The sequence below is a fragment of the Flavobacterium limicola genome, assembly GCF_003634755.1.
Classification (GTDB): domain Bacteria; phylum Bacteroidota; class Bacteroidia; order Flavobacteriales; family Flavobacteriaceae; genus Flavobacterium; species Flavobacterium limicola.
This window is the reverse complement of the sequence record NZ_RBXA01000001.1, coordinates 145,696-171,358: the sequence shown is the minus strand read 5'-3', so window position 1 is coordinate 171,358 and position 25,663 is coordinate 145,696. Positions and strand designations below refer to the sequence as shown.

Sequence of the window (25,663 nt, the reverse complement as noted above, 5' to 3'; positions counted from 1 at the left end):
TTTAACGCCAAAAAAATGATTTTTGGTATAAATAGTTGATATGTTTTTAATTAGCTTTTTTTGCATAAAAAAAGCTGTTCATGTAGAACAGCTTTTTATAATTTGGAACTATAATTGTAATTATACTAATGGAGCTCCAGTCATAATTTCAGCATTAGCAAACTCTTCGAATTGAGTAAAGTTTTCTTTGAACTTGTGTGCCAATTCAATTGCTTTCTGGTCATATAATTCTGGGTTTTCCCATGTGTTTCTAGGGTCTAATATTTCACTTGGAACATTTGGACAGGTTTGTGGTATTGCCATTCCAAACACTTTGTGGTTCTCATATGCTACATCGTTTAGCTGACCTTCTAATGCTGCGGTAATCATAGCACGCGTGTATTTCAATTTCATCCGACTTCCTACTCCGTAAGGACCACCTGTCCAACCGGTATTGATAAGCCAAACTTTTACATTAGCATCTTTCATTTTTTTACTCAACATTTCAGCATATCGTGTTGGGTGTAATGGCATAAATGGAGCGCCAAAACAAGTAGAAAAATTAGGTTGAGGTTCCGTAATTCCGGCTTCAGTTCCTGCTACTTTTGCAGTATACCCTGATATGAAATAATAGGCCGCTTGTCCAGGAGTTAATCTGGAAATTGGAGGCAAGATTCCATAGGCATCAGCGGTTAAAAAGAAAATATTTTTTGGGTTTTTACCAATTGAACCTGGTTGAATGTTGTCAATATGATAAATTGGGTAGCTTACTCGTGTGTTTTCTGTTATTGTAACGTCTTCGAAATCAACTTCATTTGTTCCTGGTTTGATCCCTACGTTTTCTAAAATAGATCCTTTTTTAATCGCTTTAAAGATATCTGGTTCGTTTTCTTCGGATAGATTGATCACTTTTGCATAGCAACCTCCTTCAAAATTGAAAACGGTATTTTCATTAGTCCATCCGTGTTCGTCATCACCGATTAATTTACGGTTGGGATCTGCAGACAAAGTTGTTTTTCCAGTTCCTGATAACCCGAAGAAAATTGCTGTATCACCTTCTTTTCCTACATTGGCACTACAGTGCATAGGCAAAGTATTTTTGAAAACAGGTAAGATAAAGTTCAAAGCAGAAAAAATTCCTTTTTTCATCTCTCCAGTATAACCGGTACCACCTATCAATACTACTTTTCGGGTAAAATCAAGAATGGCGAAGTTGCTTTGACGTGTTCCATCCACAGCAGGATCTGCCATAAAACTTGGTACACAAAGTAGCGTCCATTCAGGAGTAAAATCAGCTAATTCCTGAATTTCAGGTCTCAAAAACATATTGTAGCAAAATAAGTTTGCCCAAGCTGTTTCAGTAATTACTCTTACATTCAATCTGTAATTTGGATCTGAGCATACATAGGAATCCCTAACAAAAATTTCTTTATTGGATAAATGCGCAGTAACTTTATTATACAATGCTTCAAAAGCTTCCGGCGCAAATGGAATATTGACTTTTCCCCACCAAACTTCATTTTCAGTCAGACTATCTTTTACTATAAATCTATCTTTTGGGGAACGCCCGGTGTATTCTCCTGTATTAACAGCTAATGACTTAGTTGAAACCTCAATTCCTTGCCCTGATTTTATAGTTATTTCGTGTAATTCATCAGGAGTTAACTGGTAATTAATCGTTGCATTTTCAATTCCTAGTTCTTTTAACGAAATCGATTGCGTAGAAAGCGTTTTATTGTCCATATAATTGTTGTTGTGTGGGTTTTTTCTAGAGTGCAAAAATAGAAATTTAATTCTAGATAGCCTTTGATTCTCTTAAATTTGTGACTGTTTATTATTTATGTTTATAAATAAAACCACCCAAGCCACTATTAATAGCAATCCTCCGATTGGTGTTACAAATCCGATTACTTTAAAATCAAAAGCGGTAAGGTCGTTGGTCGCTAATAAATAAATGGAACCTGAAAACAAAAGAATACCAAAAACCACCAAAAAATAGATTGTTTTTTTTGCTTTAAGAGATATATTTTTCAGTAGACCAATAAACAATAAAAAGAGTGCATGGTACATTTGATAACGTACTCCAGTTTCAAAAGTGGAAAGTTGTTCAATAGACAGTACTTTTTTTAGGGCATGGGCGCCAAAAGCTCCTAGAATTATTGCAATCATTCCTAAAATAGCTCCTGTTGAAAGTATCTTTTTGTCCATGTTGATTTTATTTTATCACAAAAGTATCTCATCCGTGCTTAAATTGAAAATGTTTTCTAGGTTACTTTTTTCCTTCTATTGATTTATTGTAGATTAAGTTTTAAGACTTGTATAAAATTTTTCGCAACACTATTTGTTATAAATACAACATTTTTGTATGTTTGTGTTATAAATATATAAAAAATGAGAACAATTTTAATCATTGGGGCAGGAAGATCAGCTTCATCTTTGATTCAGTATCTTTTAAATAAATCTGAAAAAGAGAATTTGCATCTTGTTATTGGTGATTTGTCTTTGGCTTTAGCTCAAAAAAAGACAAACAATCACCCCAATGCAACGGCAATTGCCTTAGATATTTTTGATGAAGATCAAAGAAAAAAAGCGGTGCAAATTGCTGATATTGTTATCTCGATGTTGCCGGCACATTTGCATATTCAAGTGGCCAAAGATTGTATTATTTATAAAAAACACTTAGTTACCGCTTCCTACGTGAGTGATGCCATGCAGGAATTAGACGCTGCCGCAAAGGAAAACAATCTTATTTTCATGAATGAAATTGGACTTGATCCAGGCATTGACCACATGAGTGCCATGAAAGTGATTGATGAGATTAAGGAAAAAGGCGGTGAGATGATTTTATTTGAATCCTTTTGTGGCGGACTTGTAGCTCCGGAATCCGATACAAATCTTTGGAATTATAAATTTACTTGGGCACCACGCAATGTAGTTCTTGCGGGTCAGGGTGGCGCTGCCAAGTTTATTCAGGAAGGGACTTATAAATACATTCCGTATTGTAATTTGTTTCGCAGAACCGAGTTTTTGCAAGTGGAAGGATATGGTCGATTCGAAGGCTATTCGAATCGCGATTCGTTGAAATACCGCAGTGTGTATGGCTTAGATAATGTGCTTACGTTGTACAGAGGAACGATTCGTAGAGTGGGTTTCTCTAAAGCATGGAATATGTTTGTGCAATTAGGAATGACGGATGACAGTTACGTTATGGAGGATTCAGAGAACATGAGTTACAGAGAATTTGTGAATTCGTTCCTGCCATATCATCCCACGGATTCTGTAGAAATCAAGACCCGTTTGATTCTGAAAATTGACCAAGATGATATCATGTGGGACAAATTATTGGAACTCGATTTGTTCAACCCAAACAAGAAAGTAGGTTTGAAAAACGCCACGCCGGCTCAAATTCTGGAAAAAATATTGACGGATAGTTGGACGCTTCAGCAAGATGATAAAGATATGATTGTCATGTATCACAAATTTGGATACGAATTCAATGGCAAAAAGGAACAAATAGATTCCAAGATGGTTTGCATTGGTGACGATCAAACCTATACAGCCATGGCAAAAACAGTGGGTTTACCCGTTGCAATGGCGACCTTATTAATCTTGAATGGCAAAATCACGACTCCGGGAGTGCAATTGCCCATTCGTAAGGAAGTCTATGAGCCTATTTTGAAAGAATTAGAAGAATACGGTGTTGTTTTCAAGGAACAATCCATGCCGTATTTAGGATACAATCCGGATAAAGAGTTTAGTTAGTAGTTTTTTTTAGATTTTTAGTTTGATAAATCCGCTCCTCTTGAAGCGGATTTGTTTTTTAAAATTCTTTATTTATGCTGAGCGTAGCCGAAGTATGGGCGTGACCCTACAAATTGCTTCGTCGTTCCTCCTCGCAACTTCGGGTCGGGCTGTTCGCTACAATCTTTATGTTTTTTTAGAACCTGAAATAAATTCAGGTTAAAAAACATAAGGGATTTTCGCTGCCATCCCTCACGCAACGCATTTTAATGACGCGCCTTTTTTTACTAAATTGTAAGAAAATTTTAATATATTTGGAAAACGGAGAGCGAAACAGACCTTCGCTGATCTACCCATGTTTGGGTTTGTATACAGAGGTTTGTTTCGCTTATATACTAGTTCGCTGTAAACGTACCGTAAAAACAGAAAAATAGTGCTTATTAAAAATATATTAAATATAAAAACCAATGGAAGATTTAAAATTAAAATTACAACAACTACATGAACGAGTTGATTCTTTAAAAGACCAAATAAATACAGAAGAAGCGACTAAAAATGCTTTTGTAATGCCTTTTATTCAAATACTGGGTTATGATATTTTTAATCCAACAGAAGTAATTCCTGAATATATTTGTGATATTGGTACTAAAAAAGGAGAGAAAATAGATTACGTAATTAAAAAAGATGGCGAACCTATTTTAATCATTGAATGTAAAAAATGGAATGAAAATGTTGATGCTCATAATTCTCAACTTCATAGATATTATCACGTTTCAAAATCTCGTTTTGGTGTTTTAACAAATGGTCATATTTATAACTTTTATGCTGATTTAGAGAAGCCTAATATTATGGATGAAAAGCCATTTTTTACTTTAGACATATCAGACTTGAAAGAAACAAGTTTAAAAATTTTACAAAATTTTTCTAAAAATGGTTATAATCTTGAAGAAATTTTAGATTCAGCAGAAGGATTAAAATATATAAAAGCAATTAGAAAAGAATTTGAACAAGAAATACAAGAACCTTCAGACGAAATGGTTCGTCTTTTAGTAAATCGATTTTTCAATAAACCTTTAACTGCTCCAAGATTGGTTGCGTTTAAGGAATATACTAAAAAAGCATTTTCTACTTCAATAAATGAAACTATAAACTTTAGATTAAAAAATGCTTTAAATATATCTGAAACGGTTCCTTCAAAAGCAACTGAACAAACCACTACGATTGACGAAAATGTAGAAACTCCAAAATTTATCACAACAGAAGAAGAAATTGAAGGTTCACAAATTGTAAAAGCAATTTTAAGAGAAATTTTACCTTCTTCAAGGATTGCATTTAGAGATACTCAATCTTATTTTGGTGTTTTATTAGATGATAATAACAGAAAACCGATTTGTCGCTTACATTTTAATTCCGCAAATAAATACGTTGAACTTTTCCATAACGGAAAAGATAGCGGAGAGAAAAAGCTAATTTCCTCTTTAGACGAAATTTATGACTTTAAAAATGAATTATTGACGACAATAAAAACCTACGAATAACATAACATAAAACGGCTACAGCTAACAGCCATTTTGAGATAGCTGGAGTTTAGTATAATTATCTTTTCGCATCAAGTTTTCGTTAACCCGACAAGTGAAAGGTTCCGAATTCCCCACCATTTAAAATCCATAAAAAGTTAGTTTGATAAATCCGCTTCTTTTGAAGCGGATTTCTTTTTTTACAATTAAGCCTTTCCAGATTGAATAGTTATTGGTAAGCTATACATTACTCTCACAGGAATGCCGTTCATTTTACCGGGAATCCATTTCGGGCATATTTTCAAAACACGGATGGCTTCTTCACCAGTTCCATAGCCAATATCTCGTATGTTTTTTATGTCGCTTAAACTGCCGTCTTTTTCTATGATAAAGGTGATGTATACTTTTCCTTTTAAGTTAGGTTGTTCTGGAGTTTTAAAATTATTGCCGACAAATTTGTAAAATTCCATCATTCCTCCCGGAAAATCTGGTTTTTCGGTTATTCCAGCAGTATTGTAGACTTCATTTTCCCCTTTTTGGACAAACTGATTTTCAGAATCGTACGTGTCAATTTCAATTACTTCAGGAGCTCCTTTACTTAATGTTGCCAGAAGTTCCTCGTTTGTAGGCAATTCTTTTTCTTTGGATAGGATAGAAGGTATAGCTCTCTTTTCTACAGCAGTTAGTTCATTGTATTTTTTTTCGCTGGCAACCTTTCCTTTTTCATCTTTGATTTTAAAAGTAGTTTTGTCGTAATACGTTTTAATTAAATTTCCTGGTTTCGCAGGAGTAGTTTCTTTTTTTACATTGGTTTCTTGTGCAACGACTTTCGTACACAATAAAAACAATAAGGCAGTTACTACAGGAATTAGCATTGCTTTTTTTAATAAAGCTTCTGTTTTTGATGTGGTTTTTGTCATCATAAGTAATCGTTTTTTAGTTATTAAATAATTCAAATTACTGGCCAAGTAAAAAGTTTGGTTCTCGTTTGCTTTCGATAGTAATAAAGATTGGTAGAACGGAACATTGTTATAGGAGGTCACTACTTTCTCGTCAGCAAGAAATTCGTGGTTGAGTTGTATGGCTTTTTTGTAAAAAATAAAAATGGGGTTGAACCAAAAAACGGTTTTCAATAGTTCGATGAATAAAATATCCAAAGTGTGTTTTTGGGTTACATGCGTCAATTCGTGTGTGTACAATTCAGCTTCAATTTGACGGTTGTTGTACTCCGTTTCGTTGATGAAAATCGTATTCAGGAAAGTGTGTGGCAAGGTTTTTTCTGCTACCAAAATCAATTTGGCATTCTTGTATTCAATTGGTGTATTCGATTTCATTTTAGACGAAATCTTGATGATATTGCTGGTAAAGCGTACCGCCAAAACGAGTGTTACTACAGCATACAAACTCCATAATCCTATTGCGAGGTAGTTTGTTTCCTCCGGTATTACTGCGCTTCCTTGAAGTATCTGGATATTTCCCGGATTGACTGTAGGTTGTGCTATTTCCTGAATCACTTCAATAGTTATAAATGGAATCACCATAGAGAAAACAAGACTGAACAACAAGTAAAACCTATTGAAAACGTGAATTTTTTCTTTTTCCAAAAACAAATAATACACCGCCAGTAGCACGAATAAAGTAATTGTCGATTTGATTAGAAAGTCGCTCATTTTTTCTTTTTTAGAATTTCACTGTCTATTATTTTCTTGAGATCTTCCAATTCCGTTTGCGATAAATTCGTTTCGGTAGTAAAGAAAGAAGCAAATTGTGATGCCGAATTGTTGAAAAAATTACTAATCAATCCATTGACGTGTTTCGAGAAATAATCGGTTTTTTTGACCAAAGGATAATATTCCCGAGAGTTCCCAAATTCATTATAAGCTACAAATTGCTTGTCGATCATTCTTTTTAATAAAGTAGCAATGGTTGTGGTTGCAGGTTTTGGTTTTGGGTAGGCTTCCAGCAAGTCTTTCATAAAGGCTTTCTCGAGTTTCCAAAGGTGTTCCATTACTTGTTCTTCGGCGTTCGTGAGTTGTTGCATGTTTTATTTAATTTCTATTTCGGAAAATGATTCCCCGTTATTATATTTCTTTATCGTTATTAGTTTTCCATCTTCATTAAAGAAGTTCCAGTCACCAAAATAAAACCAATGCGCGTACTTATCGCTCGTTTCCATTTTTGTTTTTCCTTTGGATTGTATTTTTCCATTCTCATGATAAAAAGTAGTGTTGCAAATGTTGTCTTTGTATTTTTCTCTTTTAATGATTTTACCATTTAAGTAATACCTCCATTTTTTTACGGGATCACCTTTTCGGTATTTTCCAATTGATTTATAGTGGGAACTATCCTGTGCGTATTTTTCAATCCAAAGTCCTTCTCTACGTTTATTTTTCATTTGATTGGTCTTGCAGCCAAAAAACAAAAATACCAAGCCGATTACAATAACAGTTTGTCGCATAAAATAATTTTGTTCTACGAAAATAGAGTTTGCTCTACAAATGTAGAATAAAAAAGCAAATAAACAAGTTTTAGAGAAAAATATTTTGGTAGTCAGCGGTTTGCGTTAAGGATGGAAGTGGAAATCCTTTTTATTTTTTTGTTTTAAAAAATAAAAAGATTGAGAACGGACAGCCTGACCCGCTATTTTCAGCGGGGAACGCCCAAAAAAAAATCCGCCCTGTTTAGAGCGGATTTAGTATTTGATGAAAGGAATTTATTTTGACAACTCCACAAAATATTTGTAAAACAACGGAATGGTTTCAATTCCTTTTAGGTAATTGAAGATCCCGAAGTGTTCGTTTGGCGAGTGAATGGCATCGCTGTCCAGACCAAATCCCATTAAAATAGTCTTGCTTTTCAGTTCTTTTTCGAACAACGCTACGATAGGAATACTTCCACCGGAACGCACCGGAATTGCGGGAACGCCAAAGGTTTCCGTATACGCCATGTTTGCGGCTTTGTAGCCAATGCTGTCTATTGGGGTTACGTAACCTTGTCCGCCATGATGCGGTTTTACTTTTACGGTAACGCCGGCAGGAGCAAGGCTGGTGAAATGTTTGGTAAACAATTCGGTGATTTGTTCCCAGTCTTGATTTGGAACCAAACGCATCGAGATTTTAGCGAAAGCTTTGCTTGCAATAACTGTTTTGGCGCCTTCTCCGGTGTAACCACCCCAGATTCCGTTAACGTCCAGTGTAGGACGAATGGAATTTCTTTCATTCGTTACATAACCTTTTTCCCCATAAACGTCATTAAGGTCCAATGCTTTTTTATAGTTTTCTAAATTGAAAGGCGCTTTGGCCATTTCAGCTCTTTCTTCTAAGGATAATTCTGCTACATTATCATAGAAACCGGGAATGGTAATGTGGTTGTTTTCATCATGAAGCGAAGCAATCATCTTAGCTAAAACGTTTATCGGATTGGCAACGGCTCCTCCGTATAATCCAGAATGTAAATCACGGTTTGGTCCCGTAACTTCAACTTCTACATAGCTTAAGCCACGTAAACCTGTTGTAATTGATGGCTGCTGATTAGAAATCATTCCGGTATCCGAAATTAAAATCACATCATTTTTTAGTTTTTCCTGATTGCGTTCTACAAACCAGCTTAAGCTTTTAGAACCAATTTCCTCTTCGCCTTCAATCATGAATTTTACGTTACAAGGCAAAGTATTGGATTGAACCATATATTCTAATGCTTTTACGTGCATGTACATTTGGCCTTTGTCATCACATGATCCACGGGCAAAAATGGCGCCTTCAGGATGAATTTCGGTTTTCTTGATTACGGGTTCAAAAGGGGGAGAAGTCCATAATTCGATTGGATCTGGTGGTTGCACATCATAATGTCCGTAGACTAAAACGGTGGGTAATGCTGGGTCTATGATTTTTTCGCCATATACGATTGGATACCCTGGAGTATCACAAATTTCAACAAAATCACAGCCTGCTTTTTCTAAACTGGCTTTTACGGCATCAGCTGTTTCAAAAACATCGTGAGAATAAGCAGTGTCAGCACTTACGGATGGGATTTTTAATAATTCGATTAACTCGTTGATAAAGCGGTCTTTGTGTTCTTGAACGTATGCTTTAATATTTTCCATTATTTGAATTTTGTTTATATTTCAAAAGTACAAAAAAGAGTATGAATAATTTTTATCAAAATTGTTTTGAAAATTGGAAGTTAAGTGTATCTTTGCACCCACAATTGCGCGGATATGGTGAAATTGGTAGACATGCCAGACTTAGGATCTGGTGCCGCAAGGCGTGTAGGTTCGAGTCCTATTATCCGCACTTTAAAAACCCTTTAATCGTTATTCTAACGTTTAAAGGGTTTTTTATTTTCGTATTTATACCATTAATTTCCTGAAAAATTAGCTGTAAATTGACCATTCTTGAAATTGTTTTCTATTTTTATTACTTTCTTTTTAATTAATAATGATGCAGTTATATGCATTTTAGAATTTGGAATTTGTTTTATGACAAAATGAATTAAATATTATTTTGGCTTCAGATGTATTTTTTTTAAAATTGTACAAAAGTATTATTGAAAGAAAAAAATTACTTATTTTGAACTTGTGTCTATTTAAAACCTACTAGATGTAAAATATATATAAATTTTATAAAAAATAAGTATTATTTTTTATAAATTTAACACTTGAACGGTGAAAAATAACATTTAGTCGATATTTTAAATTAATTAAACAGGTGGTCTATGGTTGCATATTTACATAATCAATTAAGAGGTTTTATTTCACCATTTCTTGTTTCAAAATTTAGTAAGGAATACAATGAGAGTGAAGTGCTGATGAAAAAGTCGATAGAAACAAGTATTTCTACTATCTTGATAGGATTGAATAATAAGTTTGATGATAAAAATCTTTATGATGAACTTATGGAATATATTTCTAATTCTGAGTTTTATACCGATGTTAAATTTGAAGCTACAAAAACTTTAATTATAAATAGTTCCTTCAATAAAGAAGGTTGTAAACCGCTAAACTTAATTTTTTCAAATAAAAAAGATAGGATTTCAGAAATGATTTCAAACGAAATTGGTGTAAAAAGCGAAACAGCTTCTGCTATATTAAATTTTTCAGCAATGTTAGTTTTTTCATATTTTAAAAGTCAAAATCAGAATTTCAAAAGCCTTCAGTTGCTTATAAATGACCAAAAAAGAATTATTTTGAGCACTATGCCGGAAGGAATCCGACTTCTTCTTGGAGTATCCACTTTTGAAATTATAGAGGAAAAAAGAGAATCAAGTTTTGCTTCCAATATTTTTAGTTTTTTTCTAGGGTAGCAGTAGTATTACTTAATTTCTTTCTCTCTAATTTCTTTAATAGTGAGCCAACAACATAAAAAAAGCTTCTCATTTGAGAAGCTTTTTTTATGGTTTACAAAGTTGATATGAATTTTGCCATTTCTATAATGCTATTTTCATTATCTAAAGAATATTTATTTTTTTTTAGATAAAGTTCTATTTTTTCTTTTTTTGATGGAAATAGTTGTTCTAACTCCTTTTTGTTTTTTGGCATAATTAAAGCTTCCTCATTTTTTAATATATAATAATATTCATTATTGGCTTTAACATATTTGCTTGGGCTAGCAGCACTATAAGAACTGCTACTCTCTTTACCCATTCGGATAATAATCTTATCTCTTCTAAATAATGTAATATTATTATCGTTTAGTAATTCGGTTAAATAACCATTTATGACTCCTTCTTTTGTTTTATAGGTTAAAAGTCTGAGTTTATTAGTAAATGGAACTATATTGATTGTGCTAAAAGGTTCTTTTTTTATTAATGGAAAAAACTCTTGATTATCATCTTGAACTTCGACAAGATCAGTTTCAGCATTGTAACGAACCATTAATTTTTGGCTAATTCCTGAAACTTCGGCAGGTCTAAATTCTTTAATTAAATACGGAGTACCTTCAACATCTTTTGATTCTTTTTTGTCAAAACCTTTATTTCTATATAAGACAGAAGCATTATTCTGACCTAAAGCATCAAGAGTTTGTTGTGCATTACAAATTAATGTATTAACACAAATCAAAAAAGCAGTTAATAATATTTTTTTCATGTTTACTGATTAAATTAAGGTATTCAAAAAACATTAATTGTTAAATTTTAATACCTTAACAACAATGTAAATAATTTATATTTGTACTATAGATATTAAAAGTATTAAAAAAAGTATTACAATGATATTTTTTTTTCATATTTTAATTATTTAGTTTATCCAAGCATTAATTTTCTTTTCCAATAATGCTAATGGCATTACTCCGGATTCCAATACTTTTTCATGGAATTTTTTAATATCAAATTTAGTGCCCATTTTAGTTTCCGCTTTTTTGCGTAATTCCATAATCTTCAGTTGGCCAATCTTATATGACAAAGCTTGTCCCGGAATCGCCATGTAACGCTCAATTTCAGGAATAATACTCGCTTCACTTTCGGCTTCATTTGCTAATGAATATTTGATAGCTTGCTCTCTGGTCCAACCTTTGGAATGTAAGCCGGTGTCAACAACTAATCGAACCGCACGGTGCATTTCATTGCCCAGCATTCCAAAATACTGATACGGATCTTGATACAATCCAAGTTCTTTTCCTAAACTTTCCGTATATAAAGCCCAACCTTCGCCGTAAGCGCCAAACCAATTGAATTTTCTGAAATCAGGAAGACTTTCGTTTTCTTGTTGCAAAGAGATTTGAAAGTGATGTCCTGGAATCGCTTCATGCAAAAACAAATCTTCATCGCCATACATATTATAATTCGCTACATCAGGAATTGGAACATAGAAAATACCGGGACGCGTGCCGTCAGCAGTTCCTTGATTGTACTCAGCACTGGCTGTTTTTTCTCTAAAAGCTTCCGTTCTTCTAATTTCGAATTTCGTTTTGGGTTGCAATGCGAATAATTTATCTACATTCGGTTTGATGTGCGTATAAATGCTTTGAAAATTAGCAATCACTTCCTCCGGTTTTGTGAAAGGTTTTAATTCCTTTTTATTTCTAACCTCCTCAAAGAATTCTAATAAAGTGCCTTTGAAACCGACTTGGTTTTTTACTTTTTCCATTTCGGCATTCAATCGCGCTACTTCTTTTAATCCCAATTCATGAATTTGCTCGGGAGTCATTTCGGTAGTAGTCCATTGTTTTACATATGCGGCATATAACTCTTTTCCAAAAGGCAAACTTCCTATTCCGCTGGTTGCTCTTGAAGCAGGAAGATATTCTTTATTCAGGAAATCAGCCATTTTCTTGTATTGCGGAATCAGTTTGGTATTGATTGTCGCTGTGTATTTTGCTGTTAAATCTTCTTTTATGCTGTCAGGGAAAGAAGCAGGCATTAGTTTTATTGAAGAGTAAAATAGATTGTCTTCAATATTTGGCGTAGCCATTTCTGCAAATTGTGGAATCAGTTTTACCGTTAACGATTTGGGTAATATAACACCTTTTGCAAGTCCTTTTTTCATGTAGACCATAGCTGAATCAATCCAAACAGCGTACTTATCCATTCTTTTTAGGAAATTCATATAGTCCTTTTCTGTTTTAAAAGGTTGTGCTCCGGTTCCGCCTGCAAACTGCCCCATAGTCAAATGTGTTCCCCAAAATTGATGAACAGGAAGCAAATTTGTAGGTTGTTTTAGTAAATCTTTACCAATCTCAACTTCCCATTTGATGATTTCGTAACTGTTTTTTTCTTCTTCGGATAAATCTTCGACAGTGATATTTTGCAGTGCAGATTGGTATTTGTCAAAGAAAGCTGCTTGCGATTTTCTGAAACTGTCTGTCATTTCAAACTGCAATTGATCGTTGTATTGATTTTGACCACTTTGAGTCGCATCCAATGGACTCATCGCATTTTTGTCGTCAAAATAGTTTTTCGTCAGACTGCTGAAGTCTTGTTTTTTATCTTCGGATTTACAGTTAACCAACAATAATGACGTGGTTACGGAAAGTAAAAGAGTGGTTATTTTTTTCATAATGTATATTTAGTAATTCATTGAGCTAATTTATTGATTTTTTTCAATTTATAACGTAAGAATAGTTTTTCGTTTGATAAAAGACTTTCTCTATTTCATAAAATTTAGTTAAGGCGCCGTTGTAGTTCTTGTTTTAAATAGATTTCGGCTAAATTTACTATTCTAATTAATCACACCTAAATGAAAAAAAAATCCTTTTTCATTTTGTTAGTCATTGGGAATATGCTAACAATTGAAGCACAAGAGAAAAAAGAAAACACCACTATGAATCCATTTTTTCAAGCTTACGACACGCCGTTTAATGTGCCGCCTTTCGTCAAAATTAAAAATGAACATTTTAAACCTGCTATTTTAGAAGGAATCAGTAAACATCAAGCGGAGATTAATGCTATTGCAAATAATACGCAGCCTGCCACTTTTGAGAATACAATTCTTGCTATGGAAAATGCAGGAGAATTATTGTCGGATGTGAATACGGTTTTTTCTAATTTGAATTCGGCGAACACTAATAAAGAAATTCAAAATATTGCCAAAGAAATGGCGCCAAATCTTTCCGCTCACAGAGATAATATCTACTTGAACGAGAAATTATTCGCAAAAGTAAAAATGCTTTGGGACAAAAGAGAAACTTTAGGCTTAAACTTAGAACAAGCCAAAATTTTAGATAATGCGTACAAAGATTTCGTTCGAAGCGGAGCTAATTTATCAAATGCTGACAAAGAAATATTGCGTAAAATAAACGGAGATCTTTCGCTAACCAGTTTAAAGTACGGTCAGAATATTTTGGCGGAGACCAATTCATACGAGTTAGTTATTGATTCTAAAAAAGATTTAGCCGGATTGCCACAAGGACTAATTGATGCTGCCGCTGTTGATGCTAAAGCAAAAGGAAAAGAAGGAAAGTGGGTTTTCACCCTTTCCAATTCTAGTGTGATGCCGTTTTTGCAATACAGTTCTAATAGAGAATTGCGCAAGCAAATTTGGAATGCCTACCAAACCAGAGGCAACCATGACGATGCTTTTGATAATAAGAAGAATGCAGTGGATTTAGCAAATCTTCGTGGACAAAAAGCGAGATTGTTAGGATTTAAATCGCATTCCAATTATGTATTAGAAGAATCGATGGCTAAAACACCGGAGAATGTAAACAAGCTGTTGAATGATTTGTGGAAACCAGCATTGGAAATAGCTAAAACGGAAGCCGCCGATATTCAGAAAATGATGGCTAAAGAAGGAATTAAAGGCGCGGTACAACCGTATGACTGGAGATATTACACGGAGAAAATCAGAAAAGAACGTTTTGATCTTGACGAAGAAGAATTGAAACCATATTTCAGTTTAGATAATGTTCGTAAAGGTGTTTTTCAAGTAACTGAAAAATTATACGGAATTCAATTTAAAGAGTTGACTAATGTTCCAAAATATCACGAAGATTCTACCGTGTGGGAGATTTTAGAAAAAGATGGATCGCATATTGGGGTTTTATACATGGATTTTCATCCGCGTGAATCGAAACGTGGCGGAGCTTGGATGACCTCATACAGAAGTCAAAAAACGGTGGACGGAAAGCGTGTTGCTCCAGTGGTTTCTATCGTATGTAATTTTACAAAACCATCAGCAAATGCTCCGGCGCTTTTGACTTTTGACGAAGTGACGACTTTCTTTCATGAATTTGGACATTCTTTACACGGGTTATTGTCGAATGTGACGTATAAAAGTTTAGCAGGAACAAGTGTTCCAAGAGATTTCGTAGAACTTCCTTCTCAAATTATGGAGAATTGGGCGGCTGAACCAGAAGTTTTAAAAATGTATGCAAAGCATTATAAAACTGGAGAAGTGATTCCGGAAGCGTTAGTGAATAAATTGAAGAAAGCAGGTACTTTTGACCAAGGTTTTACCACAACAGAATATCTTGCAGCATCTTTATTGGATTTAGAATACCATTCTCAAACCAAAGACATTACTGTTGATGCAAACTCTTTCGAAAAAGCAGCAATGACTAAAATTGGTTTAATTTCTTCTATTATTCCAAGATACCGCAGCACATATTTCAGCCATATATTCTCAGGAGGATATTCTTCAGGATATTACAGCTATATCTGGTCAGGAGTTTTAGATACGGATGCTTTTGAAGCGTTCAAAACAACTACTTTGTTCAATCCTGAAAAAGCCAAATTATTCCGTGAGAATGTTTTGGAAAAAGGAGGAACCGAAGACCCTATGGTTTTGTACAAAGGCTTCCGTGGTGCCGAACCAAGTATCGAGCCTTTGTTGAGAAAACGAGGTCTGGACAAAAAAGCAGAACCACTTAAAAAAGTTAAAGGATAAGTATATTTTCTTCTAAAATAAAAACCCTACGACATAAATAAATTGTCGTAGGGTTTTTTGTTTCTAATCAAAATCGGTTTTTATCCGTGATACACGCGAGAAGCAATTATTTTGTCTTCTCTGATGTCCAATACTTCCGCTACCAGCAAATCTTCTTCACCAGTAACCGTTCTTATGTATTCCATAAAAACGCGGTCGCCATTGGCAGTTAGCGATTTTACTTTGTAATTCAAGCTTGGTAAACGCTCAAAAGCATCTTTCCACCATTCTCGCAAGGCCTCTTTACCGGTAACAAAACCGTTACTTTCCGGTTTGTACATTTTTAGTTTTGGACTAAAATGCACCGCATCTTCATCATATAAAGACAATAATTTTTCTAATTCTTTATTATTGAAAGTTTCAAACCATTTAAAAGCAATTGATTGTAATTTTTCTGGTGTCATACTTATTTAGGATTGAATTTTTAATTAAAAAAATCCCATTCCGTATAAACGGAAGGGATTTCATTGTATAATTTCAAAGAAATATTAAACGTTCTTCAAATTGATAATTTCTTGGTCAGTAAGCAATCTCCAGTTTCCTCTTGGTAAATTCTTTTTGGTCAAACCAGCAAAAGAAACTCTGTCAATACGCAATACATCATAGCTAAAGTGTTCAAAAATAGAACGAACTACTTTTACGTTAGCTGAACGCAATTGTAACCCAATTTCACTTTTCGCTTCACCTTCAATGTAACTTACATCTTCCACAAAAACGCGGTGTCCGTCAAGCGTCAACCCTTTATTTATTTTTTCTAAATCCTCAAATTTCAAGTTTTTATCAAGTGAAACTTGGTAAATTTTAGATGATTTTTGACTTGGTAACGTGAATTTACGAATCATATCCGTGTCATTCGTGAACAATAACAAACCAGTTGTATTCTTGTCCATTCTTCCCACTGCACCAATTTTTGCAGTCGTAGAACCTTTTACTAATTCCAATACATTGCGATATTCCTGACCTTCGTCCATCGCAGTTGTAAAGTTTTTAGGCTTGTTCAGTAAGATGTATACTTTTTTCTCCGGTGTCAAAGTCGAACCGTCAAAATTCACAACATCTCCCGGTTTTACCATGTATCCCATTTCGGTAACAGGAATTCCGTTTACTTTCACCGTTCCGGATTGAATATAAATATCCGCATCACGACGCGAGCACGCACCAGAATTAGCAATATATTTATTCAAACGAATTTCGTCTTTTACTTTCGGTCTCTTTGGTGCTTGATTTGGTTTTTTCTCTACTTTATCAGTAGCGATATCGGCAACTTTAGTATTTACTTTAACTTTTTTCGGCCCTTGAGCGCGCTTCTGCATGGCAGGTTTTGGCTTATTCGAACTTGGTCTTGAGCTAGCTGCTCTAGGACCACTTTTCTTATTATTGCCTTCCTTGTTATTCATAATATTCCAATAATTTGTGCAAAGATACTATTTATATACTTGACAATCAATAACCACCAATTATAAAAACGCTAACTATCTAGTTAATAAGCCAATTAATATATTTTAGTGTGGTTTTTGGAGCTATTTCCCGCTTTCCACTCTATCTTTTTCTTTTTAAAGGAAAAAGAAAAAGGATGCCGTTGCAATCGGGGCTAAGCTAATCGGGGAATATAGGAGAATTTCGAGAATGGTTTTTTATCCTTTTTATAATTTGGAAAAAGGAAAAATTAAACCATCAACAGTCTTTTTCCGTGCCATAAAACACTTGGGTTAATCAAGACAATGCAAAATACTCCGGCAACAATAAGAAATTTCAATACATTGTGAAGCAGTAAAAACTGTGGTTTCGCATTAGATTTCCACAAGTAAAGCAAGAAGAAAATTAGGATAATCAGGCATGAATAAAAATAAATATCCATGTAACCCACATCATAAATATCAATCAAAGCGTAAACCGGTAATGCCGTCAGAATAGTCAAAACAGTAATGGTTATTTTTGATATCTCTTCACCGTAAACAATAGGGATTGTTTTGTAATCATTAGCTAAATCTCCTTTTAGGTTTTCTAAATCCTTGATCATTTCCCGAATCAGCAAAAGCAAAAACAAAAATGAGGCATGAGAAAAAATGACGCCTAATTGCCTTCTGTAATTTTCAATCTCTTCAAATGGAATTCGAGTGTAAAAATACAACAGTATGGCAAAAAAAGGCAAAACGGCTAATAATGCAGCGGTCAGGTTTCCTATTATTGGGTATTTTTTTATTTTGTGGGAATAAAACCAGATGAAAAATATATATCCTGAAAAGAATAAAAATACGCGCCAGGAAACAAACAAAGCCATCAAAGCGACAATAAAATTGAGCGTAAAATATACATTCAATTTTGTCTTTTGACTCACCAATCGATCCAACATCGATTTGTTAGGCCGATTGATTAAATCCTTCTGGCTGTCATAAAAGTTGTTGATGATATATCCTGAAGCAATCGTAAGTGACGATGCAAAAACCAGAATAAATAAATTGAAATCGAGCAAAATATCAAGCGCTCTTTTTTCCGGAGCTAAAATAAATACAGCCGAAAGGTATTGCGCCAAAATAATGACGGGAATGTTATAGCCTCTAACTACAGAGAACAAACTTGCAATTTTCATTAGGAGAAGTTTGTGCTGCCTGCTTAACATTATAAAATTATAATTTAATTTTTAAATTCCTCTTCAGGATTAAGGACTAAAACTGATAAACTACTTCTAGTTTATAATCTTTCAGCGATGCTTTGGCTTTTTCTAAATCTTCGGTAAAACCTAAGATGTAACCGCCACCACCCGAACCGCATAATTTTAAATAGTAATCATTGCTGTCAATTCCTTGTTGCCAAATTCCGTGAAATTGTTCCGGAATCATTGGTTTGAAGTTATTCAAAACTACTTTTGATAATTTTTTGGTATTCATGAACAATGATTTCATGTCTCCACCAAGGAAATTTTCCACACAAGCATCCGTATATTTTACAAATTGATTTTTCAACATCGCACGGAAACCTTTGTCTTTTAGGCTTTCCATGAAAATATTTACCATCGGAGCCGTTTCGCCCACAATTCCTGAATCTAATAAAAACACAGCGCCTTTACCATCAAAACTTTGTGTAGGAATTCCGGTTGCTTCAATATTATCTTTCGAATTAATCAAAATCGGGATACTCAAGTAACTGTTCAAAGGATCCAAACCAGAACTTTTCCCATGGAAAAAACTCTCCATTTGAGAAAATATATTTTTTAATTGCAATAATTTTTCACGAGTCAAGTTCTCCAAAACCGTGATTTTGTTGTGTGCATATTTATCATAAATAGCGGCTACAAGTGCGCCACTGCTCCCTACACCATAACCTTGAGGAATACTGGAATCAAAATACATTCCGGTTTCTACATCGCTTTTCAATGTGTCTAAATCAAAAGTTACTAAATTCGGTTGTTCGTTTTGTAACGTTTCTAAATAGGTTACAAATCGTTTCAAGTGACCGTTTGATTTAATCGCTTCGTCAGATGGATTTTCTTCTTTTTTAAGTGCTCCGTTGTAAAAATTATAAGGAATTGAAAGCCCTTTTGAGTCACGAATAATTCCGTATTCTCCAAAGAGTAATATTTTTGAGTAAAACAAAGGTCCTTTCATATGATGTTTTAAATTAACAATTTGGGGTTGATAATTAGGTATTTGTATAGTAATTTTTATAAATCAACTTGGTCTCCGCGATTTGCTTCTAAGATTCCCAGATCAATTTCCTCTTGTTGTTCGGGAGATAAATCTTTCCAAACGTCTTTTTTTTGTGCTTTGAAAATGTTTTTGATAGCCTCGATTATAGCGTTGTCGTTCGTTTCTAACAATAACTTAATCAATTCTAACTTCTCCGATTGAATATCCATAATTTCAGCTCTTTAAAAAATAAAGATAGGGAAAAATAAATAAATTAAATCAGCACAGCGCCATTTCCAATTTCGTCACAAATGTACTGACCATTTTGGCAATAGCCAACTAATTCGTTCTTAATAAATTGTAAAACTTTTGCAGCGACATTTTCCGGATATAAAACATGCACATTTGCACCGGCATCCAGCGTGAAACAAACCGGAATTTTAGTCTCATTTCTGAATTTCCAAATCGCATTTATAATCTCCAAAGTGTTCGGTTTCATTAATATAAAATATGGCATTGAGGTCATCATCATGGCATGTAACGTCAAAGCTTCACTCTCTACAATTTTGATGAATTCATCCAAGTTTCCACTTTCAAAAATTGAAATCAGTTGGTCCAAGTTTTCATGCGCTTGTGCAAATCGCCTTTCGGCAAAAGGATGGTTGTGCATTAAATCATGTCCCACTGTACTTGAAACTTGTTTTTCACCTTTGTCAACCAGTAAAATGGTATCTTGAAAATTCTTAAAATTAGCATGAATTGCATTTGGAAATTCCACTCCAAATAAATCAGAACTTCCGGAGATGTTTGCGTGATTTCCCCAAACCACTACTTGGCCTTTTATACTTCTGCAAGCACTTCCGGAACCCAAACGCGCTAATAATGACGCTTTTTGATAGAAATATTCCTCAGTCATTTCGGGATATAACGCTTTTTCTAAACTCATCAAGTTCATCGCTAAAGCAGCCATTCCAGATGCTGATGAAGCAATTCCAGAACTATGCGGAAAAGTATTTTCCGTGTCAATCGTAAAATGAAAGTCTTTCAGAAATGGCAAATAGATTTCAATTCGCTCCAGGAATTTTTGGATTTTCGGTTTGAAATCTTCTTTTGGTTGTCCTTCAAAAAGTAAATCAAAGGAAAATGTACCATCGTTTTCTTTTTTGGCGAAAGCCAATTTGGTAATCGTTTTACAATTATTCAACGTAAAACTTACCGAAGGATTCGCTGGAATTTGATTGTCCTTTTTCCCCCAATATTTTACAAGGGCAATGTTGCTGGGTGCGCTCCATTGAAAATTTCCTTTTTCAACTGGATGCGTATATTTTGATGGAATAAAATCGTCTACTGAAATCATAAAATGAAAAATTTACGCAAAGATACTTTTTTTGATTTACAAGCAGATTTGTTTATTCGTCGAATTATACTAACTTTTTGATTAAATTTGGCTCACATTAGAAAAATATAAAAATGAATAAAATCACCCGAATATTAGCTGTAGTTGTTACGTGTCTTGCTATTGGTTATTTCTCTGGGACGGTTACTCGTTCTGCAATTACTACTTGGTATCCAACCTTAATAAAACCAAGTTTTAATCCGCCCAATTGGATATTTGCACCCGTTTGGAGTATGTTGTACGTAATGATGGGTGTTGCGGCAGGATTAGTTTGGGATAGAATAGAAACTGAAAAAGAAGTCGTAAAAAAAGCTTTAGTTTTCTTTGCGATACAATTGGCATTAAATGCTTTATGGTCGTATTTATTCTTTGGATTGCACAACCCAATGCTAGCCGGATTAGAAATTATCATATTGTGGTTGATGATTTTTGAAACGTACATTCAGTTTTCCAAAATCAATAAAATTGCGGGTTATTTGTTTATTCCGTATTTGGCTTGGGTAAGTTTTGCTGCCGTTTTGAATGGAAGTATCTGGTGGTTGAATAGATAAAATTCTGTTTACAGTTTTTTAAATTCAATATTTTTCGCAAACAAGAAATCCATTACAGTCAATACATTGTTGCTTTGGGCAACTATTTTTGATTTTGGATCCGCATCACAAAATTCTAAGAACAGCTCTATTTGGTCTGGTTTTAATTTTAAAGTTTGATGGTAAAATTTTTTGTCACAACTGCTTTTTGCTAATTGTTTGAATTCAATTTGAGCAGTTTCTTTAACGACTTCTTTTTCTTTAATGAACAACTTTAAAATCATTCCGCCAATCCGCATTAAATCCATGCCGTTTTCAATACTACCATTGTAAACGCCCGTTTTTAAACTTCTTGCAGACTTTTCTACGGCTAGTTTGTCAAGTTTTCCCTGTTCGTAGGCTTTATCTGTGCTTAATTTTATTGCTGGTATTTTTGTAATTACTACTTCTTTTAATTCTTGCGGTTTAAGTATTAATGAAATAAGAAGGTTGTTTTTATAAACGGTCTTTTCATCCAGAACAATTTTTTTGATGTCATGGTCTTTTGAAATAAAAATGAGTTCGTCGCCCGATTTTACCATAATAGAAAATTCCCCAGCTGCATTCGTAATTACGATTTTTTTAGAACTGAAATTAACAACGTCAACTTTTTCCACTGGAAATTGTTCGTGTAAAACTTTCCCGTGAATTAATTTTTCAGTTTGCGAGAAACCAAACTGATATACAAATAATAATATAATAGAAGAGTAGATTTTTACCATTCGTAGTGATTTGATTACAAACATATTCAAATCATTCCGTGAAAATGAAAACTGAATGGTAAAGTCTTGTTAAGCTAAAACTAAATTTATCTTAATTAAAGTATTGAGCTGTAATGACTTTGGTTTTATATAGCACTTGCCACAATAAACCCACTCGTCCACGCATTTTGAAAATTGAAACCACCTGTAATAGCATCAATATTAACTATTTCACCAGCAAAATAAAGGTTTTCATGAAGCTTACTTTCCATGGTTTTGAAGTTGATTTCTTTCAAATCAATTCCGCCTGCAGTTACAAATTCTTCTTTGAAGGTGCTTTTTCCGTTGACTTGAAAAGTCCCATTCGTTAATTGATTTGCCAAGTTCTGCAATTGTATTTTTGACAAATCTGCCCATTTTGTTTCCGATTCAATTCCAGAAGCGAGCACCAAACTTTCCCATAATCTATTGGTTAATTCGAATGGGGATTTTTTTGAAACCGATTTTTTTGCGTGTTCCTGTTTTAATTCTTTTAGTTTTTTCTCAACATCCGCTGTGTCTTCATCATTCAACCAGTTCACGAAAATGGTAAACTGATAATTTTTGTCATGCAAGATTCGGGCACCCCAAGCGGAGAGTTTCAAAATCGCCGGGCCACTCATTCCCCAGTGCGTGATTAACAATGGTCCTGTTGATGTTAGTTTAGTATCTTTTACCTTTACAGTTACTTGTGCCGCAACTCCGGGTAATTCTTTTATTCTGGAATCTTTGATGTTGAAAGTGAATAAGGAAGGAACCGGACTGACAACAGCATGGCCAAAATTTTGTAACATTTCCCATACTTTAGGATTGCTTCCTGTGGCTAAAATTAACTTTTCGGCAAGATAATTTTCAGTTTGGGTTTCAATTTTCCATTCATTTTCTTTTTTGAAAATAGATTGTACACTTTGTCCTGTAAGTACTGCGATTCCCAGTTTTTGTGTGGCTTTTAGGAAACAATCGATAATGGTTTGTGAAGAATTTGAAACGGGAAACATACGTCCGTCCGCTTCAATTTTGAGTTCTACGCCATGTTTCTCGAACCATTCAATCGTATCGCCAGAACAAAACTGATGAAAAGGACCGCGTAATTCTTTTTCGCCACGTGGATAAAATTTTACCAATTCATTCGGTTCAAAACAAGCGTGCGTTACGTTGCATCTTCCGCCGCCGGAAATCCGAACTTTTTGCAATACTTCTGCACCACGTTCCAAAATTGCAACTTTCAGTTTTGGATTTTTCTCCACAATATTTATTGCTGTAAAAAAACCTGCTGCGCCACCGCCTACTATTATTATATCGAAATTCTGGTTCATATTCTATTTGGGAAATCAGTGATGATTCCGTTTACGTTGAATGTTTTTATTTTTTGAATGTCTTCTACTTCATTTATAGTCCATGGAAAAACCTGCAATCCTTTTTCCTGCATTTGTGCCGTGTTTTCTTTTGTCAATAAATGAAAATGCGGATGAATGGATTTTGCCTGAATAAATTTGGCGAAAGCCAAAGCCAGGTCTAAATCGGTTTCCGTTAAAACGCCAATTGGAATTTTATCATTTAAAAATGCCACTTGTTGCAACGCATTCCAATCAAAACTGGAAACTAAAAAACGGTCGTATTTCCATCCTTTTTTAGTGACGTATTTTTCAATTAGGGAAACTACTTTATCTGTTGCTTCATAACTTTTGAGTTCAATATTGATAAAACAATCTTGGTTTACCAAATCAAAAACCTCCTTCAGAGTTGGGATTTGCTGCTCTTCATTTATTCTAAAGGCTTTCAATTCGCGCAAAGATAATGCATTTACAAAACCTTTTCCGTTGGTCGTTCGGTCAATAGATTCGTCGTGAATAACCATTATTTCGCTATCAGCACTCAAATGCACGTCAAGTTCAATGCCGTCCACTTGCATGTCTAATGCTTTTTGGAACGAAACAAAGGTGTTCTCTGGTTCATATCCTTTTGCACCACGATGTCCAATTTTGAGCATTGTCTTTTATTTTTTGGTAAAGGTAAACATAAAAAAAACGCCTTCATTTCTAAAGGCGTTTGGATTAAATTATTTTAAAAATTATTTTTTCAATTCCAATAAAACAATGTCAAATTCAGTATCGATTGTCACTTTTCCATTTACAACACGTACTTCTGTACTAGAGTAAGCATCTTTTAATAAGGTGCCGTTTGCGAAAATAGATCCTACAGAAATTTGTTTTAATCCGACTGCCAAATCCAATGCAAGAACTACTGAATCCATATAATCTCCTTTAGAAAATGTTCTGCTAAAAACATACGGTTGAGTCGAAATTTGCTTGTGAATTCCTGCTCCCACTGAAGGATGATTTTTTCTGAATTGGCCCAATTTCTGCCAATGTAACAAAGTTTTTTGTGTTTCAGGGTTTGATTTGATAGCTTCCCAATTCATAAACGAACGCAATGTTGCATCTCCTTGAGTGCCTTCAACTACTAACGAACGAGCGCTTTCATCACCATAATATACTTGAGAAAGTCCTGGACTTAGTAATAATTTTGTTCCGCTTTCTATAGTTTTGGTACGATTTGCATCAAATGGTCCGCCGTCATCATGTGAAGATAAATAGTTCAAAACACTATATCCTTTCAAGTCATTGTTCAGCTTATTTGAATATTTGGAGAAAATGAATTCATAATCTTTTTGTGCATCCCATTTGAATTCAAAATTGATAATGTTGTTGAAACCATTTTTGAAATAGTTTATTTTTTTGTCTCCAAAATCAAAATCTTGTCCGCCACTAATGCCGTAATTATAGACTTCAGCAATGGTGTAAAAAGCATTATTATCTAAAATCTTTGTTGGATTTTTTTTCTTCCAAGTTGCAAAAGCGTAATCACATTGGGTTTTGAAATCTGCCCAAACGGTTTCATCAGTATGTTTTACGGTGTCGCCACGGTATCCGTCAATTCCGTAATCGGCAATATAATCCGTTAACCATTTGATGATATAATATTTTGGCGCTATTGGATAACCGGTGCGAGCAAAAAACGCATCTAGCTCTTTCATTTCTTGTTCGTAACGCCCTTCTTTTTTCCATTTTTCGATTAAAAAAGGAGGTAAAGTCACAGCTTGATTGCTCTCTGTTTTTACATCTGGAAGATTAGCTACGAGTGTACAAGCGGTGGTGTTTTCAAATGATTTATAATCGCAAGTTGGTCCCGTTCTCACCCAGTCATTTGGCCAAACCGTATCTTCAGCAGTTACAGGTCCGGTATGATTGATTACGCCATCAAGAATAATTCTGATTCCGTTTGCGTGTGCTTTTTGAACTAACGCAGCCAAGTCTTCTTTGGTTCCAAAGTTAGGATCTAAGTTGGTCCAGTCTTTAGCCCAGTACCCATGAAAACCATAACTCAAACCGGTTCCTTCGTCAACGCCATCGTGTATTTGTTCCACTACAGGTGTGAACCAAATGGCATTAATTCCTAATTTATCAAAATAACCTTCGTCAATCTTTTGAGAAATCCCTTTGATATCGCCACCTTCAAAACCACGAAGCTTTCCCGTTGTTTTGGTTCTGTTGAAGTTTATATCATTTGAAGTGTCGCCATTATTAAAACGGTCTGTCATTAAGAAATAAACATTGGCTCCTTCCCAAACGAAAGGTGTTTTGTTACTCTCAGCAACCGTTTTTGTACTGGAGCAACTATTTAAAATTGTCATGGTTAATAGTAAAAGTGGGATTGAATATTTTTTCATTTTTT

Annotated in this window: 23 protein-coding genes and 1 tRNA gene; 6 read left to right on the top strand and 18 right to left on the bottom strand. The window is 34.3% G+C overall.

Translation table 11 applies throughout. From position 1 onward, the window contains the following. Nucleotides 1–120: 120 nt before the first annotated feature. Together pckA and BC952_RS00720 are read right to left on the bottom strand one after the other, a co-directional pair. Nucleotides 121–1,722, bottom strand: coding sequence for a phosphoenolpyruvate carboxykinase (ATP) (gene pckA, locus BC952_RS00725; RefSeq protein ID WP_121363833.1), 1,602 nt, complete (start codon nucleotides 1,720–1,722; stop codon nucleotides 121–123). 72 nt (nucleotides 1,723–1,794) lie between these two features. After that, a complete protein-coding gene (locus BC952_RS00720) occupies nucleotides 1,795–2,187 on the bottom strand; it encodes a DUF423 domain-containing protein (RefSeq protein WP_121363832.1) in 393 nt (130 codons plus the stop codon). A gap of 183 nt (nucleotides 2,188–2,370) precedes the next feature. On the opposite strand from BC952_RS00720, the gene BC952_RS00715 reads away from it, so the two are divergent. Then, nucleotides 2,371–3,741 (top strand): saccharopine dehydrogenase family protein, encoded by a 1,371-nt coding sequence (locus BC952_RS00715; protein ID WP_121363831.1) that lies wholly within the window; start codon nucleotides 2,371–2,373, stop codon nucleotides 3,739–3,741. A gap of 446 nt (nucleotides 3,742–4,187) precedes the next feature. Next, nucleotides 4,188–5,258 (top strand): type I restriction endonuclease, encoded by a 1,071-nt coding sequence (locus BC952_RS00710; protein ID WP_121363830.1) that lies wholly within the window; start codon nucleotides 4,188–4,190, stop codon nucleotides 5,256–5,258. Between the two features lie 185 nt (nucleotides 5,259–5,443). Here the strand turns inward: BC952_RS00710 and BC952_RS00705 are convergent, their stop codons facing one another. The 4 genes from BC952_RS00705 to BC952_RS00690 all read right to left on the bottom strand — a co-directional run bounded on the left by BC952_RS00705 (nucleotide 5,444) and on the right by BC952_RS00690 (nucleotide 9,339). Continuing rightward, the gene (locus BC952_RS00705; protein WP_121363829.1) at nucleotides 5,444–6,907 is read right to left on the bottom strand and encodes an energy transducer TonB; all 1,464 of its coding nucleotides are present in this window, start codon (nucleotides 6,905–6,907) and stop codon (nucleotides 5,444–5,446) included. Continuing rightward, the gene (locus BC952_RS00700; protein WP_121363828.1) at nucleotides 6,904–7,278 is read right to left on the bottom strand and encodes a BlaI/MecI/CopY family transcriptional regulator; all 375 of its coding nucleotides are present in this window, start codon (nucleotides 7,276–7,278) and stop codon (nucleotides 6,904–6,906) included. Before BC952_RS00700 ends, BC952_RS00705 begins: the two co-directional genes overlap by 4 nt. A gap of 3 nt (nucleotides 7,279–7,281) precedes the next feature. Next, the gene (locus BC952_RS00695) at nucleotides 7,282–7,632 is read right to left on the bottom strand and encodes a hypothetical protein (protein ID WP_244200073.1); all 351 of its coding nucleotides are present in this window, start codon (nucleotides 7,630–7,632) and stop codon (nucleotides 7,282–7,284) included. A gap of 318 nt (nucleotides 7,633–7,950) precedes the next feature. Next, nucleotides 7,951–9,339 carry a dipeptidase gene (locus BC952_RS00690; RefSeq protein ID WP_121363826.1) on the bottom strand — a complete coding sequence of 463 codons (1,389 nt, stop codon included), beginning with the start codon at nucleotides 9,337–9,339 and terminating at the stop codon, nucleotides 7,951–7,953. Between the two features lie 108 nt (nucleotides 9,340–9,447). Between BC952_RS00690 and BC952_RS00685 the strand changes: the two genes are divergently transcribed. Together BC952_RS00685 and BC952_RS00680 are read left to right on the top strand one after the other, a co-directional pair. Next, a tRNA-Leu gene (locus BC952_RS00685) sits at nucleotides 9,448–9,529 on the top strand. A 421-nt stretch (nucleotides 9,530–9,950) separates the two neighbouring features. Then, nucleotides 9,951–10,538, top strand: a complete 588-nt coding sequence (locus tag BC952_RS00680; protein WP_121363824.1) for a DUF937 domain-containing protein — start codon at nucleotides 9,951–9,953, stop codon at nucleotides 10,536–10,538. Nucleotides 10,539–10,632: 94 nt separating this feature from the next. Here the strand turns inward: BC952_RS00680 and BC952_RS00675 are convergent, their stop codons facing one another. Beyond that, on the bottom strand, nucleotides 10,633–11,322 hold the full coding sequence (locus tag BC952_RS00675) for a hypothetical protein (protein ID WP_121363822.1): 690 nt from the start codon (nucleotides 11,320–11,322) through the stop codon (nucleotides 10,633–10,635). A 150-nt stretch (nucleotides 11,323–11,472) separates the two neighbouring features. Then, nucleotides 11,473–13,230 (bottom strand): DUF885 domain-containing protein, encoded by a 1,758-nt coding sequence (locus BC952_RS00670; RefSeq protein WP_121363821.1) that lies wholly within the window; start codon nucleotides 13,228–13,230, stop codon nucleotides 11,473–11,475. A 180-nt stretch (nucleotides 13,231–13,410) separates the two neighbouring features. On the opposite strand from BC952_RS00670, the gene BC952_RS00665 reads away from it, so the two are divergent. Beyond that, nucleotides 13,411–15,558: a M3 family metallopeptidase gene (locus BC952_RS00665; RefSeq protein ID WP_121363819.1), complete on the top strand. Its 2,148-nt coding sequence runs from the start codon at nucleotides 13,411–13,413 to the stop codon at nucleotides 15,556–15,558. An 80-nt stretch (nucleotides 15,559–15,638) separates the two neighbouring features. Here BC952_RS00665 and BC952_RS00660 read toward each other — a convergent pair whose 3' ends face one another. From BC952_RS00660 to BC952_RS00635, 6 genes are all read right to left on the bottom strand, one after another. Then, nucleotides 15,639–16,001, bottom strand: a complete 363-nt coding sequence (locus tag BC952_RS00660) for a nuclear transport factor 2 family protein (protein WP_073352809.1) — start codon at nucleotides 15,999–16,001, stop codon at nucleotides 15,639–15,641. Between the two features lie 84 nt (nucleotides 16,002–16,085). Continuing rightward, nucleotides 16,086–16,994, bottom strand: coding sequence for a pseudouridine synthase (locus BC952_RS00655; RefSeq protein ID WP_121363817.1), 909 nt, complete (start codon nucleotides 16,992–16,994; stop codon nucleotides 16,086–16,088). 269 nt (nucleotides 16,995–17,263) lie between these two features. Next, nucleotides 17,264–18,217 (bottom strand): geranylgeranylglycerol-phosphate geranylgeranyltransferase, encoded by a 954-nt coding sequence (locus BC952_RS00650; protein WP_121363816.1) that lies wholly within the window; start codon nucleotides 18,215–18,217, stop codon nucleotides 17,264–17,266. Between the two features lie 46 nt (nucleotides 18,218–18,263). Continuing rightward, nucleotides 18,264–19,202: a mevalonate kinase family protein gene (locus BC952_RS00645; protein ID WP_121363815.1), complete on the bottom strand. Its 939-nt coding sequence runs from the start codon at nucleotides 19,200–19,202 to the stop codon at nucleotides 18,264–18,266. A gap of 56 nt (nucleotides 19,203–19,258) precedes the next feature. Next, nucleotides 19,259–19,453: a hypothetical protein gene (locus BC952_RS00640; RefSeq protein ID WP_121363814.1), complete on the bottom strand. Its 195-nt coding sequence runs from the start codon at nucleotides 19,451–19,453 to the stop codon at nucleotides 19,259–19,261. Nucleotides 19,454–19,497: 44 nt separating this feature from the next. Further along, nucleotides 19,498–20,580 (bottom strand): diphosphomevalonate decarboxylase, encoded by a 1,083-nt coding sequence (locus tag BC952_RS00635; protein WP_121363812.1) that lies wholly within the window; start codon nucleotides 20,578–20,580, stop codon nucleotides 19,498–19,500. Between the two features lie 113 nt (nucleotides 20,581–20,693). Here BC952_RS00635 and BC952_RS00630 point away from each other — a divergent pair, with 113 nt between their 5' ends. After that, nucleotides 20,694–21,170: a TspO/MBR family protein gene (locus tag BC952_RS00630; protein WP_121363810.1), complete on the top strand. Its 477-nt coding sequence runs from the start codon at nucleotides 20,694–20,696 to the stop codon at nucleotides 21,168–21,170. 8 nt (nucleotides 21,171–21,178) lie between these two features. Here BC952_RS00630 and BC952_RS00625 read toward each other — a convergent pair whose 3' ends face one another. The 4 genes from BC952_RS00625 to BC952_RS00610 form a co-directional block, all read right to left on the bottom strand. After that, nucleotides 21,179–21,910: a hypothetical protein gene (locus tag BC952_RS00625; RefSeq protein ID WP_121363808.1), complete on the bottom strand. Its 732-nt coding sequence runs from the start codon at nucleotides 21,908–21,910 to the stop codon at nucleotides 21,179–21,181. A 125-nt stretch (nucleotides 21,911–22,035) separates the two neighbouring features. Then, entirely contained in the window at nucleotides 22,036–23,244 is a 1,209-nt protein-coding gene (locus BC952_RS00620; RefSeq protein WP_121363807.1) for a BaiN/RdsA family NAD(P)/FAD-dependent oxidoreductase, read from the bottom strand. Next, entirely contained in the window at nucleotides 23,241–23,918 is a 678-nt protein-coding gene (locus BC952_RS00615; protein ID WP_121363806.1) for a glycerophosphodiester phosphodiesterase, read from the bottom strand. Before BC952_RS00615 ends, BC952_RS00620 begins: the two co-directional genes overlap by 4 nt. A gap of 81 nt (nucleotides 23,919–23,999) precedes the next feature. Further along, nucleotides 24,000–25,658 (bottom strand): alpha-amylase family glycosyl hydrolase, encoded by a 1,659-nt coding sequence (locus BC952_RS00610; RefSeq protein ID WP_121364892.1) that lies wholly within the window; start codon nucleotides 25,656–25,658, stop codon nucleotides 24,000–24,002. Between the last annotated feature and the right edge of the window lie 5 nt (nucleotides 25,659–25,663).